Raw genomic sequence first — 17,341 nt, 5'->3', positions numbered from 1 at the left:
CGCTGCGGTTTGCGCTTCGCATTCCAGCCCGATCGCAGCACACACTTGGCTGCTGTATTTGTGCAGACGCCCCTTGCCGCGCCAACCCGCGCGGCGAACACACACTCAGCGCCCCGGCCCGCCGGCTTGCCAGCCGCGAACCTGCACAGGACCGCGGCTGGAGGAAGAACGACAGCGGGCACAGCAAAGGCGCCACCAGGGTCGTTTCGCAGCCGGTCTCCGGGCTCGTTCAGGCTGCAGGCGCTCGCCACAAGGCAGCACGCCTTCAGAACACCGCCCAGCCTTCCCATGGCGCAGGGGCCACAGTGGCAGCCACTGGCAGCATGCAGCAGCCAGGGCCAAGGCGGATACAAGAACCTACCGTTGCGGGGGCAGCGCAGGCCTAGACCTGCTTCCCGCCGGGCCTTGAGCAGCGCAGCACAGGCTGCGCGCCAACCAGGCCCGGCCGCCAGCGGCATGCTGGCGGACACCACGAAACACTGCGGCCGCGCGCACAGCAGCGTGCGGCCGCGCAAAAGGCGCGCATTGTAGTGGCGCAACGCAAGCCCCGAAAAAAACGCGGCAGGCCCAATACTGGGCCTTGCTCAAGACAGCCGGATGCCTCAACAGCGCCGCTTTCTGCGCCGCAGCATCACGCCAACTGCAATTGCGCCAGAATGAAATCGAGCACCTGCTGCGGCGCATTCAGCGGCAGCCAGGGCAGCGCCGCGCCGGGAGGCGGTGGCGCATCGCTGGCCACGGCAATGATGCCGCTGCCAGGCTGGGTGTGCAGCGGCGGCAGCTGCAGCGCCGGGCGATAAACCTCCAGCTGGGCAATGGGCTGGCGCTTGAAGCCTTCGAGCAGCGTCAGGTCCGCCGGCGCCAGCCGCGCCAGTTGCTCGGCCAGCTCAGGCTCTGGCTGACCATGCAGCTCATGCATGATGGCAAAGCGCCAGGGCGAGGCAATCATGACCTCCTGCGCGCCGGCAGCGCGAAAGCGCGCGCTGTCCTTGCCTGGCGGCTCCAGCGTGATGTCGTGGTGGCTGTGTTTGATGACGTTGACGTGCAAGCCGCGTGCGCGCAGCAACGGCAGCATGGCTTCGAGCAGCGTGGTTTTACCGCTGCCGGAGCGGCCAACCAGCCCCAGCACATTTCTGGGCATGGCGCTCATTGCTTAACCCCCGGTTTGCGACATGAAGCGCACGATGCGCTGCGGCTCGCTGTGGAACTCGTGCCGCTCTGGCTTGGCGGCGATGCCGGCGCGGATGGCCGCCAGCAGTTGCGCATCGCCTGCGCCCTGGCGCAACATGCGGCCCAGCGGCACGCTGTCCTCCTGGCCCAGACACAGGTGCAAGGTGCCATCGACCGTCAGGCGCACACGGTTGCAGGTGGCGCAAAAGTGCTGCGACATGGGGGTGATCACGCCCAGCGCGGGCGCGCCCTGGCCCGCCGCCCAGTAGCGCGCCGGGCCGCCATCGCCAATGTCCAGCGCCGGCACCAAGCCGAAGCGCTTGGCCAGGCGCGCGCCCATCTGTGTGAGGTCGGCCGGCTGGAACTGGCGCCCACTCTCGCCCATGGGCATGGTCTCGATCAGTCGCAGGATGAAACCATTGGCCAGCGTGTAAGCCAGCATGCGGGCCACCTCGGGCTCGGGCGTCTGGGCGTGCACGACACAGTTGAGCTTGATCGGCGCAAAGCCGGCCTGACGCGCAGCATTCAGGCCGGCCAGTACGTCCTGCAGGCAATCGCGCCCGGTGATCTGCGCAAAGGTGGCGGCATCGAGTGAATCCAAGCTGACGTTCAGGCGCTTGACGCCCGCGGCCTTGAGGCCGGCGGCATGGCGCGCCAGCATGGTGCCGTTGGTGGACAGTGAAAGATCGCGCACCTGCGGCATGCGGCCGATGCGCTCGGCCAGCTCGACCACGCCACGGCGCGTGAGCGGCTCGCCGCCGGTCAGGCGCACCTTGTTCACGCCCAGCTGCACGAACAGGCCGATCAGCCGCGCCATTTCAGCGTGGCTGAGCCAGTTGGCCGGCTCCTCAAAACCCTTGAAATCCTTGGGCATGCAGTAGTTGCAGCGCAGGTCGCAACGGTCGGTGACAGAGACGCGCAGATAGTGGATGCGGCGGCCAAAGCCGTCGATCAGCTGGGCCTGGTGGGTGGCGGCACCGGCCTGGTCGCCGCCCACAGCGTTAGGGGGCAAAGGGATCATCGTGGCATTCATGGCGGGCTTATTCTGCTGGCGTCGGTCGCCATGATAAGACCTTCGCCAGCTTGCTCGCCAGGGCAGTTCACATGACCGCAGAGCTTGCATGATCACTTTCCTGCCTGCTGTGAACAGCCCTACCCGTCAGGCTGCTGCAACCTCACGGTTGGGCAGGACTGCACGCTCTCAGCACAAGGTGTGCGCTGCGCATCGGGATGGGATGCGACGAGCAAACCACAGCGATACCGTGAGATACCGCAAGGGCTTGCAACGACACAGAACACCCAAGCCCACAGCGCACACGACGCTGCAATTCATGCAAACCTTCCCTTGCTACACTCGGCGCCGCCGCGACGCATCCTGCGCCGCCCTTGCTGAGCCCCAACGCCCTGCCTGCCATGATCACCATCGTCTATTTCGGCCCCCTCAAGCTGCTGCAACCCGCAGGCCGCGAGGCCCTGCCCTGGGCGGGCGGCACCACCGAGGCGCTGCTGCAATTGCTGCGCCAGCGTGGCCCGGACTGGGCCGAGGCCCTGGCGCCTGAGCGCATCTTCAAGCTGGCCCTCAACCAGCGGCTGCTGCACGGGCCGGCCGAGATCGCCGATGGCGACGAGGTGGCCATCCTGCCGCCGGTGACTGGCGGTTGATGGGGCGCGCGCCATGTCCCTGTTTCGCGTGCGCATCCAGACCGAGCCGCTGGACCTGCAAGCCCCCGCCGCCATGCCCCAGGGGCAGTGCGGCGCCACGGTGCGCTTTGCCGGCCATGTGCGTAACGACGCGCGCCAGGCGCCGCTGAGCCATTTGCAGCTGGAGCACTTCCCCGGCGTGACTGAGGCCGAGATTGAGCGCATCGTCGCCCAGGCGCGCCAGCGCTGGGATTTGCAGGCCGTCACCGTGCTGCACCGCGTGGGGCGCATCGCTGCGGGGCAAGCCATCGTGCTGGTCGAAACCGCCAGCGCCCACCGCCGCGATGCTTACGAGGCCAACGCCTTCATCATGGATTACCTCAAGACCGAGGCGCCGTTCTGGAAACAGGAATGCTTTGCCGACGCCAGCGCGCACTGGGTGCAGGCCAAGGCCAGCGACCAGGCCGCGCAGCGGCGCTGGCAAGCCACGGCAGCGCCCACCGCAGCGGTCGGCGCAAACGATCACGCCATCGACACTGCCACCGGCAGCGCGATGGCCTGCACAACCAGCCAGACCGCCACCACCACAGCCACTGCCGCGCGCATCGGCGCGCTGATTCTGGCCGGGGGGCAAGGCCAGCGCATGGGTGGCTGCAACAAAGGCCTGCAGCCGCTGCTGGGCCAGCCATTGGTGCAGCACGTGGCGCAGGCGCTGCGGCCGCAGGTGCACAGCATCGCCATCAGCGCCAACGCGGATTTGCCCGAGTATCAGGCCCTGGGCCTGCCCGTGTGGCCGGATGCGCCGCAGTGGCAGGGCTTGGGGCCGCTGGCCGGCATTGCCAGCGCCGCGCCGCAACTGCCCCCGGATCTGGACGCGCTGCTGGTTGTGCCCTGTGACACGCCGCTGCTGCCGCCACAGCTGGCCGCGCGCCTGGCACAGGCGCTGTTTGCACGCCCTGGCTTGGCCGCCGTCTCGGCCGCCACCGCTTCGGGCCGCCACCCCAGCATCAGCCTGCTGCGCCCGGCCCTTTTGCTGGGCCTGCCGCAGTACCTACAGGCCCAACAGCAAGGCCAAGGCGACTTGAGCCTGCGCCACTGGCTGGAGCCGCGCGGCTGGCAGACGGTGTTCTTTGACGACGCCCAGGCCTTCGCCAACCTCAACGACCAGCAGGCCCTGCAAAGCCTGCAACAACAACTGCAATCGCGCTAGGGGGTGTTGAGATACGGTTTGCGAAGCGCTTGTTCGGGGCAAGCGCTGCCCCGCTGCAAAGCGAGAATGCGCGCAAAGCTCAAGAGCTTGCAAGCGTTTTCAACCCAGCTGCTGCGCAGGCCCGGCCGGAAACACCACCGCAATACTGAACTTCAATAGCACCCAAGCCGCCCGGCAGCAGCCCCAAAGCACCGAAGCACCGCCATGTCCAAAGACCTGCTCGACTACCACGACGCCCTGAACACCTTGCTGCAAACCCACCAGCCCATGGTGCGCAGCGAAACCTTGCCGCTGGCGCAGCTGCACGGCCGCATCCTGGCCGAGGATTTGCCCGTGCGGCTGGACGTACCCAACTTCGACAACAGCGCCATGGACGGCTACGCCATCTGCGGCACAGACCGCAGCAGCTGGCAGGTCGTGCAGCGCATCGCCGCCGGTGACTCAGCCCAGGGCCCGGCGCTGCAACCCGGCCAGGCCGCGCGCATCTTCACCGGCGCGCCCATCCCCGCTGGCGCCCAGGCCGTGCTGATGCAAGAGCACGTCACGCACGATGCCAGCCAGGGCGAGATCGCGTTGGCGCCCGGCCAGGCGATCCGCCCCGGCCAGCACATCCGCCGCCGCGCCGAAGAGCTGCAAGCTGGCGCCACGCTGCTCTCGCGCGGCGCGCGCCTGAACCCGGCCACCATCGGCCTGCTGGCCATCCAGGGCTATGCGCAAGCGCCGGTGCTGGCGCCGCTGCGCGTGACGGTGTTCTCCAGCGGCAACGAGCTGGTGCAGCCGGGCCAGCCGCTGCAGCCGGGGCAGATCTACGACAGCAACCGCGTCATGTTGCTGAGCTGGCTGCAGGCGCTGGGCTTTGCCGCCATCGACGGCGGCGCCCTGCCCGATGCGCTGGCCGCCACGCGCGAGGCTCTGCAACGCGCAGCGCAGCACAGCGACGCCATCCTGTGCTCGGGCGGCGTCTCCGTCGGTGAGGAAGACCACCTCAAGCGCGCGCTGGAGGAAGTGGGCACGCTGGTGCAATGGCGGCTGTTCATCAAGCCGGGCAAGCCCTTCACCTGGGGCCACATTGCCCGCAGCGCCCAGGGCGATATGGATGAAGACGCGCCGCCCTGCCGCGTGTTCATGCTGCCGGGCAACCCAGTCTCCAGCCTGGTGACCTTCCAGCAGCTGGCGCTGCCGGCGCTGCGCCGCCTCAGCGGTCTGGACGAGCTGCGCGCCCGGCCGCTGCAATGGCAGGCGCGGGCCAATTTCACCCGCAGCAAGCCCGAGCCCCGCCGCGAGTTCGTGCGCGTGCGGCTGGAGCAAGGCCCGCAGGGCTGGCAGGCCACGCCGCTGGCGCAGCAGGGCTCGAACATGCTCTCGGGCGCGGCTTTTGCCAACGCCCTGGCCGAGACTGCGCCAGGTGCCCCAATCGCCCACGGCGACGCCCTGACCGTCTATCCCTTGTTTGACACCTTGTTCGATACCTTGTGAGCCAGGCCATGACCGCTGCCCCCCAACACCCCGATGCCGCCGATGCCGCCGCCCTGCCCTGCGTGCGCATCGGCCTGGTGGCCACCAGCGACCGCGCCAGCAGCGGCGCCTACGCCGATGAAGGCCTGCCGGCGCTGCGCCAATGGCTGGGCCGCGCCGTGCGCAACCCGATGGAGTTCGCCGAGCGTCTGATCCCGGACGAGCAGCCGCTGATCGAGCGCACCCTGATCGAGCTGGTCGATGAGATCGGCTGCGATCTGGTGCTGACCACCGGCGGCACCGGCCCGGCGCCGCGCGACGTCACGCCCGAGGCCACGCTGGCCGTGGCCGAGCGCGTCATGCCCGGCTTTGGCGAGCAAATGCGCCAGATCAGCCTGCACTTCGTGCCCACGGCCATCCTCTCGCGCCAGGTTGGCGTGGTGCGCGGCCGCGCGCTGATTCTGAACCTGCCTGGTCGCCCGCGCGCCATCGCCGAGACCCTGGGCGGCCTGCAGGGCGAGGACGGGCAGACCATCGCCCACGGCATCTTCGCCGCCGTACCCTACTGCCTGGATTTGATCGGCGCAGCGCGCATCGAAACCGATCCTGCCGTCTGCCAGGCCTTCCGGCCCAAGAAATAAACCCAAGCAGCAAGGCCAGCAAGCAAGCCGGCCAACCTGAGCACAAAAAAGCGCCCGGCTTGGCCGGGCGCTTTGTCTTGGGCACACGACGCTGCGATTTGCGCAGCTCTTGCCACACGCATCAAGCCGTTGGCTTGGGCGCAGGCCCTTGGCCTGCAGCAGGCGACTGCGCCTGCTGCTGAGCCGCTTGCTGCGCCGCCTCCTGCACGGCGTCATGCACGGCTTGCTGCGCCGCCTGCGGCAGATCACACAGGTGCACATCCAGCTGCGGGAAGGCGATGTCGATATTGGCCTCGCCCAGCAGCTCGGTGATGCGGCGGTTCAGGTCGTTGCGCACCGTCATGCGCTCGCCCAGCGTGGCCACGTACACGCGCAGCTCGAAGTCCAGCGTGCTGCCGCCCAGCGCCATGAACCAGGCGTTGGGCGCGGGCTCTGCCAGCACGTTCGGGTGCTCGTCGGCAGCGCGCAGCAGCAACTGGCGCACCTGCCGGGCATCGCTGCCATAGGCCACACCGACGTTGAGCACCAAGCGGGTGACGGTGTCGCTCAACGTCCAGTTGGTCACCTGGCCGGTGATGAAGGTCTTGTTGGGAATGATGATTTCCCGATTGTCGTAATCCAGCACCGTGGTGGCGCGGGTGCGGATGCGGGTGACGGTGCCGGTCAAGTCCTTGTCGATGGTGACGGTGTCGCCCACGCGGAACGGCCGCTCCACCAGCAAGATCAGGCCGGAGACGAAATTGGCAAAAATTTCCTGCAGGCCAAAGCCCAGGCCCACGGTCAGGGCCGCAGCCATCCACTGCAGCTGGCTCCAGCGCAGGCCAAACAGACTGAAGGCGAACAGCACACCGGCAATGGTGATGGCGTAACGCAGCAGCGTGGTCAAGGTATAGCGCGTGGCGCTGCTGATGAAACGCGAGGAGTTGAGCGCCAGCTCCAGCAGGCCCGGCAGGTTGCGCGCCATGCTGAAGGTCAGCAGCAGCAGCAATGCGCCCAGCGACACATCCATCAGCGTCACCGGCACCTGCATGGGCTTGCCATCAGGCCCCGTGGCGCTGCTGCCCCACAACTGAACGCCATCCAGGCGCAACAGCGCAGGCAACACTTCGGACCAGGCCCAGAGCAGCCCCAGGGCCAACAGCGTCAAGCGCAGCAGGCGCAGCAGGCGGTGTGTCTGCGCGCTGATGCTCACCAGCGTCAGCTCCGACTCGCTCTCGGGCGGGGCATCGCCCGACTCGGTGTTGACCACGCTGGCACTGCCTTGATTCAGCGCCTGCTCCAGCAAGCGCTTTTGCTCCAGTCGGCGCTCGCTCAGCAGCAGCCAGCGGCGCAGCAGCCCATCGACCACCAACACGGCCAGCACCACTGTCAGGCTGGTGAACAACGCGCCCAGCATCTCCGTGCTGGTGTAGATGTAGCCGCCCAAGGCCAGCAGGGCAATGGCAACGAAGGCCGCAGGCAACACCCAGCCCAGCAGCCGCAGCAGCCAGGGTGCGGCCTGCTGCGAGCGAGGCCACAGGCGGCGCATCAGACGCCAGGACAGCACCATCAACCCCAGCGCCAGCACCACCAGCGCCAGGCGGCCCCAAGTGCTGATGATGCTGCCCGCGCCACGGTGCAAGGCCAGCATGGCCGCGAACGAGGCCGGCAGGATCAGCACCATGGCCAGGCGCTGTGCCCGCCGCAAGGCTGTGATCTGCGCCTTGGGCCAGGCAAAGTGCGCCTGGGCCAGGCCGCCGGGCTGCACGAGTGCACCCCACAAACCAGTGAGCAGCAGCAGCCGCGAGACATCCACCATCGTGCGGCCAATGGCTTCAACATCGCTCAAGTGCCGCGCACCGACCTGCTGCAATGCCGTGCCCGCCCCCCACAGCGCCACGGCAGCGGGCAAGGCAATCAGCAGCGTCCAAAGCAGGGCCTGCAAGGTCAGGGAGAACCGATCCTGACTGACGTCGCGCATCTGCTCGCTGATGGCGCGCAGGCGCTGTGGCGCGCGCAGGCGCAGCGCCAGCAGTGCGCCCAGCACCAGCGCCAGCGCCAGGTAAGGCAAAGGGTCACTGAGCAAATCGCTCAGCAAAAAGCGCAGCGCCTTGCCCAGCATGGCCGTCAGGGCGATGGCCTCAGCCCCCTGCTCGCCCCACTCGTCCAGCCATTGCTTGCCGACCCGGGGGTGGCTGGGCGTCCACAGCAATTGCCGGTCCATCAGCTGGCGCAACTCATCGCCGCGCGTGAGCAAGGTCTGCAAAGTGCCGTCGGTCTGTTCCAGCACCGAGATGCGGCGGCGCAGCAGTTGCTCGAGCTGGTCAATCAGCTCGGCCTGCGTGGCCTGCCAGGCATTGCGATCAGCGCTGCCTGCCGTTGCTGCCTGCTCAGTTGCAGAGGGCTCAGCCGCCTTCCCGCCGGCTTCATCGGTGCCATCGGCTTTGGCAGGCTGGCCAGGCTGCCCTGCCTGGGGCAGTTTTTCGGGCTGAGCCTGGCTCAATTCGATGGCGGCATAGCGCGTCTCGGTGGCGTTGTAGAGCTGCAGGCGCAACTCCGCCAGGCGCTGCTGGACTTGCTTGCGCTGCGCCGTCAGCGCCAGCAGCGACGGCATGCGCAAGCGCTGCTGCCACAGCCAGTAACCGGTTGCGGCATCGCTGCTGCCCAGGCGCAGCCGGGCCTGGGTGTCGCGCAGCGCAGTGGCAATTTGCTCGCGTTCGCGCTCGTAGTCAGTCAGCGTGCGGCGCTCCTCACCGAGCTGTTGCGTGCCCTGCAGCAGTTGCTGGGCCAGCTCGGCATTGCGCTGGGCCAACTCATGCAGCGCGGCATCGTGCTGCGCTGCGCTGTTTTCGGCCAGAGCCGCCAACTCCTGCGCCTGATTTTGCAGGCGCTGCAAGCTGTTTGCGCTGATGCGCTGGCTAAGCCAGTCGATGCGCGGCGCACGCAGGGCCTGCTCCTGGCGCAGGGATTGCAACTGGTTTTCCAGCTGGCGCTGGCGCAGCTCAGCCGTGGCCTGCTCTGCCTCGTACAGCGCCAGCTCGGCCAACGCGCGGCGATGCTCAGCGGCGCGGCGCAGGCGCCTGGCCTCGAACAGCGCCGCAGGCTCATTGGCGTCGCTGGCAGGCTCGCCCGCACTGGCATCGGCGCGCTGGCGCAGCGCAGCCATCTGGCTCAGGCGCTGCCCGGGGCGCGAAATCAGGTTGGTCAACTCACTGGCCAAGGCATCGATGCGCGCCTTGAGCGTATTGCTGGCATTGCGCTCCTCGCGCAACAAATGCTCCAGCGCATCGTTGCTCATGCCCTGGGGCAGGCGCGCCGCCCATTGCTTGAACTGGCTTTCGCGCTCGGCCGCCGTCAGCGGGGCCACCGCAGCGGCCGCAGTCTCGCGGCTTTGCTCCTGCAGTTGGGCCCGTTGTTCGAGCAGCAGCTCGGCCTCCTTCTCCAGCGCCGCAGCCGCTTCCAGCTGGGCCTTGGCTGCCTCGCGCTGAGTCTGGTTCAGCTCGGCATTGTCCAGCGTGCTAAGGCTCGCCTCGATGGCCGTGAGCTGCGCAGGCGGCACATCGATGTCGGCCCGCGCCGCGCCATGCAGCCACAGCGCAGCCAGCATCAGCAGGCACAGGCAAAGGCGCAGCACGCGGCGCCAGTCGCTCACCCCAAAAAGCCCAGCGCCGCGCGGCAAAGCAGCGGCTGGCCGGGTCCGAAAAACAGCAATGGCCGCCCGAGGGCAGCCTGAAAAAGAGTGTTGATTTGGCATGGCGCGCTTTATAAGCCAGATTGCACATCCTGCCCATCAGACAGGTTTTGCGCACGCGGCATCCGCGCCCGTTCACGGCGCTGGCTCCTGATTGCGGCACCAGCGCGCGCTGAAAACCCGTGACTTGGGATGGCTTGGCCTGCGAGGCAGAGCGCCCTGGCGGGTACGCCCTCATGCCAGGCATGCGCCGGGATTTTGTACAGGTGTTTTGTACAAGCCTCAGGGCGCCAGCATCTCCAACAGCCCCTTGAGCTCAGCATCGGCAGCCCGGCGCGCCTTGGCCTCGGCAGCGCGGTAATGCGCCACTAATTGCAGGCCCAGCGGCGTCAGCGTCGCACCGCCGCCATGCGCACCGCCAGTGGACGTGCGCACCGCCGGCTCTCGCAGCGCGCCATTGAGCTCCTCCACCAGCAACCAGGCGCGCCGATACGACATGCCCAGCCGCCGCGCTGCCGCAGAAATCGAACCGGCCTCGCCGATGGCCTCCAACAACTGCACCTTGCCCGGGCCCACGGCAATCACCTCATCACGGTAAATGCGCAGGCGAAACTTGATCTGGGATTGCATCGACACACCACAGCAAAAACAACAGCGCGGCATTGTGCCAAAGGGCTGCTGCGGTGGGTTGCACGTGGCAATGCATGGCCCGATAGGCACACAATCTGACCAGAGCAGATGCAGAGAATAAAGCGGCAGGCGCAGCTTGCCGCCCTGCGCATCCGGTTCATCCCCGCGTGTGCGGGGAACAGCCATTGGCCCGCATAACCTCCAAAAATTTGGTCGGTTCATCCCTGCGCGTGCAGGGCACAGGTTTCACGACTGATCGGCAGTGAAAACCCTCACGCCAGCGCCGCGTTCTTGGCGCGCTTGCGCTCGTGTTCCTTGAGGAAGCGCTTGCGCAGGCGGATGGAGGTGGGGGTGATTTCCACCAGTTCGTCGTCGTCGATGAATTCCACCGCGTATTCCAGCGTCAGCTCGATGGGCGGGGTGATCTTGATGGCGTCTTCTTTGCCGCTGACGCGGAAGTTGGTCAGCTGCTTGGTGCGCGTGGCGTTGACCACCAGGTCGTTGTCGCGGCTGTGGATGCCCACGATCATGCCCTCGTACACCGGATCGCCCGCCTTGACGAACATGCGGCCGCGGTCGTCGAGCTTGCCCAGGGCGTAGGTGATGATTTCGCCGTCGTCCATGCTGATGAGCACACCGTTCTTGCGCCCGCCGATCTCGCCGGCGTAGGGCTCGTAGCCGTCGAAGATGTTGGAGATCAGGCCGCTGCCGCGCGTGAGGTTGAGGAATTCGTTGGCAAAGCCGATCAGCCCGCGCGCGGGGATGCGGTATTCCAGGCGCACGCGGCCGCGCCCGTCGGGCTCCATGTTCACCAGCTCGCCCTTGCGCTCACCCAGTGCCTGCATGACGCCGCCCTGGTGGCCTTCCTCAATGTCGGCGGTGACCAGCTCGTAAGGCTCGCATTTCTGCCCGTCGATATCGCGGAACACCACGCGCGGCTTGGAGACGGCCAGCTCATAGCCTTCGCGGCGCATTTCTTCGAGCAGGATGGTCAGGTGCAGTTCGCCGCGGCCGGAGACTTCGAACACGCCGTCCTCGCCCGTTTCCTTCACGCGCAGCGCGACGTTGGAGCGCAGCTCCTTTTGCAGCCGGTCCCAGATCTGGCGGCTGGTGACGTACTTGCCTTCGCGCCCGGCCAGCGGGCTGGTGTTGACGCAGAAGTTCATGGTCAGCGTGGGCTCGTCGATCTTGAGCATGGGCAGCGGCTGGGGCTTGGCGATGTCGGTAATCGTCTCGCCGATGCCGATGTTCTCGATGCCGTTGACCAGCACGATTTCGCTGGGGCCAGCCTCAGTGGCCTGCACGCGGTCCAGCCCCTGGAAGGTCAGCACCTGATTGACGCGGCCTTTGTAGGTTTCGCCATCGGGGCCGCGCGCCACCAGAACGTCCTGGCCGGGCTTGAGCGTGCCCTGGGTGATGCGGCCCACGCCGATGCGGCCCACGAAGGTGGAGTAGTCCAACGCGGAGATTTGCAGTTGCAGCGGCGCGCTGGCATCGCCCTGCACGGAGGGCACGTGCTTGAGGATGGTGTCGAACAGCGGCGCCATGTTCTCGCCCCATTTTTCGCCCGGCTCGCCCTCCTCCAGGCTGGCCCAGCCGTTGATGCCGCTGGCGTACACCACGGGGAAGTCCAGCTGCTCGTCGGTGGCGCCCAGCTTGTCGAACAAGTCGAACGCGGCGTTGATGACCTTGTCCGGGTTGGCGCCGGGCTTGTCCACCTTGTTGACCACGACGATGGGTTTGAGCCCCAGGGCCAGCGCCTTTTTCGTCACGAAGCGCGTTTGCGGCATGGGGCCTTCCTGCGCGTCGATGAGCAGCACCACGCCATCGACCATGCTCAGCGCGCGCTCGACCTCGCCGCCAAAGTCCGCGTGGCCGGGCGTGTCCAGGATGTTGATGTGCGTGCCCTGCCAGTTCACGGCGCAGTTCTTGGCCAGGATGGTGATGCCCCGCTCGCGCTCAATGGCGTGGCTGTCCATCACCGTGTCCACGACTTTTTCATGGTCGGCGAAGGTGCCCGACTGGCGCAAAAGCTGGTCCACCATGGTGGTTTTGCCATGGTCCACGTGGGCGATGATGGCGATGTTGCGGATTTCTTTGGTCATAAAAAGTGTGACGAATCGGTGTTGAAAATGGATCGCAGGCGCGGCTTTTGGAAAAGCTTTTCAGGGCGCGCCCAGCAAGGATTGGTACAGGACCAAGTCGGTCGGGCCGAAGCAGCAAAACAGCACTTGCTTCAGCCGCGCCAGATCGGGATGGCTTTGCACGGCTGCCAAGGCCACGGGCGCGGCCAGCTCGGGCGGATAGCCGTACACGCCAGTGCTGATGCAGGGAAATGCCAGGGTCTTGAGGCCGTGCTGCACGGCCAGATCCAAGCTGTTCATATAGCAGGCGCGCAGCAAATCCGCCTCGCCCTGCGCCCCGCCGTGCCAGACGGGGCCGACGGTGTGGATGACATAGCGGCTGGGCAGGCGATAAGCCGCCGTGATCTTGGCCTGCCCCGTGGCGCAGCCGCCCAGCAGGCGGCATTGGGCCAACAGCTCAGGCCCAGCGGCGCGGTGAATCGCCCCGTCCACCCCGCCGCCGCCCAGCAGGCTGTGGTTGGCGGCGTTGACGATGGCATCCACGGCCAGGGTGGTGATGTCGGCCTGGAGGGCGCAAAGTTGGGTCATGGATTGACTCCCACCTGCTGCAAGTTTTGCGCGATTTCCACCGGGCTAAGCAAACGCATCGGAATCAACTCCCCTGTCTTGACTTGCGCTGCGCCCAGCAGGGCGCGGGGCTGCGCGCCGAACACGGCCACTTGCGGCGCGTCGGGCCAGGGGCCGCGGCGGCGCATGCCGCTGAGGAATCGGCCTGCTTCGTCATGGCCCAGGGTGATCTGCGGCCAGCCGTGCAGCAGCGTCTCAACGGGGTGCAGGGCTTGCAGGCGCTGGTCTTCGGGCAGGGCTTCGAGCTGCTCCAGCGTGATGGCATCCTGCACATGCAGGCCGCCGGTGGCCACGCGGCGCAGCATGGTGAGGTGGCCGCCGCAGCCCAGGGCGTTGCCGATGTCTTCGCCCAGTGTGCGGATGTAGGTGCCCTTGCTGCATTGCACGCGCAAATGCAAATAGGGATACGGATGTGCGCCCTCGCCCGTCAGGGCGAAATCCAGCAGCTCCAGCTCGTGAATGGTGACTGCGCGGGCTTCGCGCTCCACGCTTTGGCCCTCGCGGGCGTATTCGTACAGCGCCTTGCCGTCTTTTTTCAGCGCGCTGTGCATGGGCGGCACCTGGCGAATGGGGCCGGTGAAGTCGTCCAGTGTTTGCACCACCTGCCCTGCCGTGCAGGTCACGGGGCGTTGCTGCAGCACTTCACCTTCGGCATCGGCGGTGCTGGTGTTCACGCCCAGGCGCACGATGGTTTCGTAGGTTTTATCGGCGCCCAGCTGTTGCTGGCTGAACTTGGTGGCCGCGCCAAAGCAAAGCGGCAGCACGCCGCTGGCCAGCGGATCGAGCGTGCCGGTGTGGCCGGCTTTTTCGGCCCGCAGCAACCATTTGGCTTTTTGCAAAGCCTGGTTGCTGGACAGGCCCAGGGGCTTATCGAGCAGCAGCACCCCATGTACAGGGCGGCGCTGCACCCTGGCACGGGATGGCGGCGCGGTCATTCGATGGGGTCTTCCTTGCCGCGCGATTCGACCGCCTTGGCGATCAAGGCGTTCATGTCGGCCGCGCGCTCGGGCGTGCGGTCGAAGATGAAGTGCAACGTGGGCACGGTGTGGATGTGCAGGCGCTTGAACAGGCCATTGCGCAAAAAGCCCGCCGCCTGGTTGAGGGCGGCCACGGATTCCTCCGGGTCGCCCACCAACAGGCTGACATAGACCTTGGCATGGGCATAGTCGGGCGTGACTTCCACGCTTTGGATGGTGACCATGCCCACGCGCGGGTCCTTAAGCTCGCGCGCGATCAGCTCGGCCAGATCACGTTGGATCTGGTCGGCCACGCGGTAGCCGCGGTTGGGTCGGGATGCTTGTTTTCGCATGGCATCTGGCGCGGGCATCACAGCGTGCGCGCAATCTCCTTGATGTCAAAGAATTCGAGCTGGTCGCCTTCCTTGATGTCGTTGTAGTTGCGCAGCTTGATACCGCACTCGAAGCCTTCGCGCACTTCCTTGACGTCTTCCTTGATGCGGCGCAGCGATTCGATCTCGCCGGTGTAGACCACCACGTTGTCGCGCAGCAGGCGGAAGTGCGAGCTGCGGGTGACGAAGCCGCTGGTGATGTAGGAGCCGGCCACGGTGCCGATCTTGGAGGCCACGAACACGGTGCGGATCTCGGCCGTGCCGGTGACTTCCTCACGCTGCTCGGGCGCCAGCATGCCGCTCATGGCCGCCTTCAACTCGTCCACGGCGTCGTAGATGATGTTGTAGTAGCGGATGTCCACATCGTTGGTCTCGGCCAGCTTGCGCGCGCCAGCATCAGCGCGCACGTTGAAGCCGATGACGATGCCGCCCGAGGCGATGGCCAGGTTCACATCGCTTTCGCTGATGCCGCCCACGCCGGAGTACACCACCTGCACCTTGACCTCGTCGGTGCTGAGCTTGAGCAGCGACTGCGACAGCGCCTCCTGCGAGCCTTGCACGTCGGCCTTGATGAGGATGGGCAGGGTCTTGACCTCACCGGCGGTCATGTCGGCAAACATGTTCTCCAGCTTGGCCGCCTGCTGCTTGGCCAGCTTGGTGTTGCGGAACTTGCCGGCGCGGTAGGTGGCGATTTCACGCGCACGGCGCTCGTCGCTCATGACCATGAAATCGTCGCCTGCCAGCGGCACTTCGGTCAGGCCCTGGATCTCCACCGGGATCGAGGGGCCGGCGCTTTGCACGCGCGCACCGCCTTCGTCCAGCATGGCGCGCACGCGGCCATAGGTCTGGCCGGCCAGCACCACGTCGCCCACCTTGAGCGTGCCCGACTGCACCAGCACCGTGGCCACGGGGCCGCGGCCCTTGTCGAGCTGAGCCTCAATCACCAAGCCCTTGGCCATGGCTTCAACCGGGGCCTTGAGTTCGAGCATATCCGCTTGCAGTAACACGTTTTCCAGCAAGTCGTCGATGCCCACGCCCGTCTTGGAGGACACGGCAATAAAGGGCGAGTCGCCGCCATACTCCTCGGGCACGACCTCCTCGGCCACGAGTTCGTTCTTGACCTTCTCGGGGTTGGCCTCGGGCTTGTCGGCCTTGGTGATGGCCACGACGATGGGCACCTTGGCAGCGCGGGCGTGCTTGATGGCCTCCTTGGTCTGGGGCATCACGCCGTCGTCGGCGGCCACGACCAGGATAACGATATCGGTGGCCTGCGCGCCACGGGCGCGCATGGCGGTAAAGGCTTCGTGGCCCGGCGTATCCAGGAAGGAAACGATGCCGCGCGGCGTCTCGACGTGGTAGGCGCCGATGTGCTGCGTGATGCCGCCCGCCTCGCCAGAGGCGACCTTGGTGCGGCGGATGTAGTCCAGCAGCGAGGTCTTGCCGTGGTCCACGTGGCCCATGACAGTGACCACGGGGGCGCGCGGGTGCAGCTCGGCCTGGTATTGGCTGGCCTCGTCTTCGGTGAAGGCCTCGGGGTCGTCAAGCTGGGCTTGCACGGCGCGGTGGCCCATTTCCTCGACCACGATCATAGCCGTATCCTGATCCAGCGGCTGGTTGATGGTGACCATCTGGCCCATCTTCATCAGCGCCTTGATGACCTCGGAGGCCTTGATGGCCATCTTGTGCGCCAGCTCGGCCACGGTGATGGTCTCGGGCACGTGCACGTCCAGCACACGGAATTCCTGCTGCACCGGCTCGGCTCGGCGATCGCGCGCATCGCGGCTGTCGCGTTTGCCTTTGGCGGACTTGCCGCCAGCCTTCCAGCCGCTGGCACCGCCGCGGCCCACGCCCCCGGTGGCATCACCTCGGGTCTTGATTTCCTTGCGGCGACCGTCTTCAGAAGCCCAGTTGGAGGACAGATCCGAGGACTTGATTTCCTTGACCTTGCGGCCCGTGCCTGCGGCGCCCGTGCCAGTGGTTTTCTTCTTGTCGCCGGTATCTGGCTTGGTCAGCGTGCCTTTTTTCGCCTCGGCCCCAGGGGCTGCGGCTTCCTCGGGCTTCTTGGCCACCAGAACCTTGCGCGGCGCGGACATCATGGCGCGGATGGCCTCAGCCTCGGCCTGTGCCTTGCGGCGACGCTCTTCCAGATCCTTGGCGCGGCGCGCCTCTTCGGCGGCGCGTTGCTGCGATTCTTCCTCGGCCTTGCGGCGCTGCTCCTGCTGCTCCTTGGCGCGCTGCTCGGCTTCGAGCTTTTGCTCCTGCAGGGCCTGCTCCTTCTCGGCAGCGGCGCGGGCTTTCTTCTCGGACTCCTGGCGGGCGTAAGCCGCAGCACGCTCTTCGGCTTCGCGCTCCTTGCGCTCGCGCTCTTCACGGGCGGCGCGCTCGCGCGCCAGGGCCTGCTCTTCCTCACGCAGCTGCTCGGCCTCGCGGCGCGCCTGTTCTTCACGGCGCAGCAGCTCGGGATCGGGCTGCGCAGGCGCGGCCGCCGGCGCATCAGCCACAGGCTTGGCCACAGTGGCCACCGTTGCGGCAGCGGGCGCAGCGGGCGCTTCGGCCACTTCGTCGCGCTTGACAAACGTGCGCTTCTTACGCGTGACCACGTTGATGGTGCGCGCCTTGCCGGTGGCATCCGATTGCTTGATGGCGCTGGTTGAGCGCTTGGTCAGCGTGATTTTCTTGCGTTCGCCCTCGGCATGGCCGGTGACGCTTTGCAGATGCGCCAGGTACTGCTGCTTGTCGCTCTCGCTGATGGGGTCATCCACCGAAGATTTCTGTACGCCAGCCTCCTTGAGGTGCTGCAGCACGGCTTCGGGGGTCTGCTTGATTTCAGCGGCGAATTCGGTAACGGTGTTGGTCGACATAAAA

General features: G+C 66.8%; 13 protein-coding genes and 1 riboswitch. Of the genes, 4 read left to right on the top strand and 9 right to left on the bottom strand.

Annotation, left to right across the window (positions count from 1 at the left end; translation table 11 throughout):
• Positions 1–193 precede the first annotated feature (193 nt).
• Positions 194–444, bottom strand: a riboswitch (cobalamin riboswitch).
• Between the two features lie 187 nt (positions 445–631).
• Together mobB and moaA are read right to left on the bottom strand one after the other, a co-directional pair.
• Complete coding sequence (gene mobB / locus CK620_RS01725; protein ID WP_420894193.1) at positions 632–1,150, bottom strand: molybdopterin-guanine dinucleotide biosynthesis protein B; 519 nt, start codon at positions 1,148–1,150, stop codon at positions 632–634.
• A gap of 3 nt (positions 1,151–1,153) precedes the next feature.
• Positions 1,154–2,203, bottom strand: a complete 1,050-nt coding sequence (gene moaA, locus CK620_RS01720) for a GTP 3',8-cyclase MoaA (RefSeq protein WP_238945970.1) — start codon at positions 2,201–2,203, stop codon at positions 1,154–1,156.
• A gap of 353 nt (positions 2,204–2,556) precedes the next feature.
• On the opposite strand from moaA, the gene CK620_RS01715 reads away from it, so the two are divergent.
• The 4 genes from CK620_RS01715 (at position 2,557) to mog (ending at position 6,117) form a co-directional block, all read left to right on the top strand.
• Entirely contained in the window at positions 2,557–2,832 is a 276-nt protein-coding gene (locus CK620_RS01715; protein WP_238945969.1) for a MoaD/ThiS family protein, read from the top strand.
• A gap of 13 nt (positions 2,833–2,845) precedes the next feature.
• Positions 2,846–4,021, top strand: a complete 1,176-nt coding sequence (mobA, locus tag CK620_RS14195; RefSeq protein WP_238945968.1) for a molybdenum cofactor guanylyltransferase MobA — start codon at positions 2,846–2,848, stop codon at positions 4,019–4,021.
• 204 nt (positions 4,022–4,225) lie between these two features.
• Positions 4,226–5,497, top strand: coding sequence for a molybdopterin molybdotransferase MoeA (locus tag CK620_RS01700; protein WP_095548830.1), 1,272 nt, complete (start codon positions 4,226–4,228; stop codon positions 5,495–5,497).
• A gap of 8 nt (positions 5,498–5,505) precedes the next feature.
• A complete protein-coding gene (gene mog / locus CK620_RS01695; protein ID WP_095549097.1) occupies positions 5,506–6,117 on the top strand; it encodes a molybdopterin adenylyltransferase in 612 nt (203 codons plus the stop codon).
• 121 nt (positions 6,118–6,238) lie between these two features.
• On the opposite strand, the gene CK620_RS01690 is transcribed toward mog, so the two are convergent.
• The 7 genes from CK620_RS01690 to infB form a co-directional block, all read right to left on the bottom strand.
• Positions 6,239–9,730 carry a mechanosensitive ion channel domain-containing protein gene (locus tag CK620_RS01690; RefSeq protein ID WP_143325862.1) on the bottom strand — a complete coding sequence of 1,164 codons (3,492 nt, stop codon included), beginning with the start codon at positions 9,728–9,730 and terminating at the stop codon, positions 6,239–6,241.
• A gap of 339 nt (positions 9,731–10,069) precedes the next feature.
• Positions 10,070–10,417, bottom strand: coding sequence for a winged helix-turn-helix domain-containing protein (locus CK620_RS01685; protein WP_095548828.1), 348 nt, complete (start codon positions 10,415–10,417; stop codon positions 10,070–10,072).
• Between the two features lie 272 nt (positions 10,418–10,689).
• Complete coding sequence (gene typA, locus CK620_RS01680; protein ID WP_095548827.1) at positions 10,690–12,522, bottom strand: translational GTPase TypA; 1,833 nt, start codon at positions 12,520–12,522, stop codon at positions 10,690–10,692.
• Positions 12,523–12,582: 60 nt separating this feature from the next.
• The gene (locus CK620_RS01675; RefSeq protein ID WP_095548826.1) at positions 12,583–13,089 is read right to left on the bottom strand and encodes an O-acetyl-ADP-ribose deacetylase; all 507 of its coding nucleotides are present in this window, start codon (positions 13,087–13,089) and stop codon (positions 12,583–12,585) included.
• The gene (gene truB / locus CK620_RS01670; RefSeq protein ID WP_095548825.1) at positions 13,086–14,063 is read right to left on the bottom strand and encodes a tRNA pseudouridine(55) synthase TruB; all 978 of its coding nucleotides are present in this window, start codon (positions 14,061–14,063) and stop codon (positions 13,086–13,088) included. Before truB ends, CK620_RS01675 begins: the two co-directional genes overlap by 4 nt.
• Positions 14,060–14,455 carry a 30S ribosome-binding factor RbfA gene (rbfA, locus tag CK620_RS01665; RefSeq protein WP_391484878.1) on the bottom strand — a complete coding sequence of 132 codons (396 nt, stop codon included), beginning with the start codon at positions 14,453–14,455 and terminating at the stop codon, positions 14,060–14,062. Before rbfA ends, truB begins: the two co-directional genes overlap by 4 nt.
• Positions 14,455–17,337, bottom strand: coding sequence for a translation initiation factor IF-2 (gene infB / locus CK620_RS01660; protein WP_095549095.1), 2,883 nt, complete (start codon positions 17,335–17,337; stop codon positions 14,455–14,457). Before infB ends, rbfA begins: the two co-directional genes overlap by 1 nt.
• Between the last annotated feature and the right edge of the window lie 4 nt (positions 17,338–17,341).

The sequence above is a fragment of the Vandammella animalimorsus genome (assembly GCF_002285285.1).
Taxonomy (GTDB): Bacteria; Pseudomonadota; Gammaproteobacteria; order Burkholderiales; family Burkholderiaceae_C; genus Lampropedia; species Lampropedia animalimorsus.
This window is presented reverse-complemented; position numbering and strand designations above follow the sequence as displayed.

Excerpts from the sequence above, each read along its gene's own strand:
- mobB (WP_420894193.1), bottom strand. The coding sequence starts at position 1,150 with ATGAGCGCCATGCCCAGAAATGTGCTGGGGCTGGTTGGCCGCTCCGGC.
- moaA (WP_238945970.1), bottom strand. The coding sequence starts at position 2,203 with ATGAATGCCACGATGATCCCTTTGCCCCCTAACGCTGTGGGCGGCGAC.
- mobA (WP_238945968.1), top strand. The coding sequence starts at position 2,846 with ATGTCCCTGTTTCGCGTGCGCATCCAGACCGAGCCGCTGGACCTGCAA.
- CK620_RS01700 (WP_095548830.1), top strand. The coding sequence starts at position 4,226 with ATGTCCAAAGACCTGCTCGACTACCACGACGCCCTGAACACCTTGCTG.
- mog (WP_095549097.1), top strand. The coding sequence starts at position 5,506 with ATGACCGCTGCCCCCCAACACCCCGATGCCGCCGATGCCGCCGCCCTG.
- CK620_RS01685 (WP_095548828.1), bottom strand. The coding sequence starts at position 10,417 with ATGCAATCCCAGATCAAGTTTCGCCTGCGCATTTACCGTGATGAGGTG.
- typA (WP_095548827.1), bottom strand. The coding sequence starts at position 12,522 with ATGACCAAAGAAATCCGCAACATCGCCATCATCGCCCACGTGGACCAT.
- CK620_RS01675 (WP_095548826.1), bottom strand. The coding sequence starts at position 13,089 with ATGACCCAACTTTGCGCCCTCCAGGCCGACATCACCACCCTGGCCGTG.
- truB (WP_095548825.1), bottom strand. The coding sequence starts at position 14,063 with ATGACCGCGCCGCCATCCCGTGCCAGGGTGCAGCGCCGCCCTGTACAT.
- rbfA (WP_391484878.1), bottom strand. The coding sequence starts at position 14,455 with ATGCCCGCGCCAGATGCCATGCGAAAACAAGCATCCCGACCCAACCGC.
- infB (WP_095549095.1), bottom strand. The coding sequence starts at position 17,337 with ATGTCGACCAACACCGTTACCGAATTCGCCGCTGAAATCAAGCAGACC.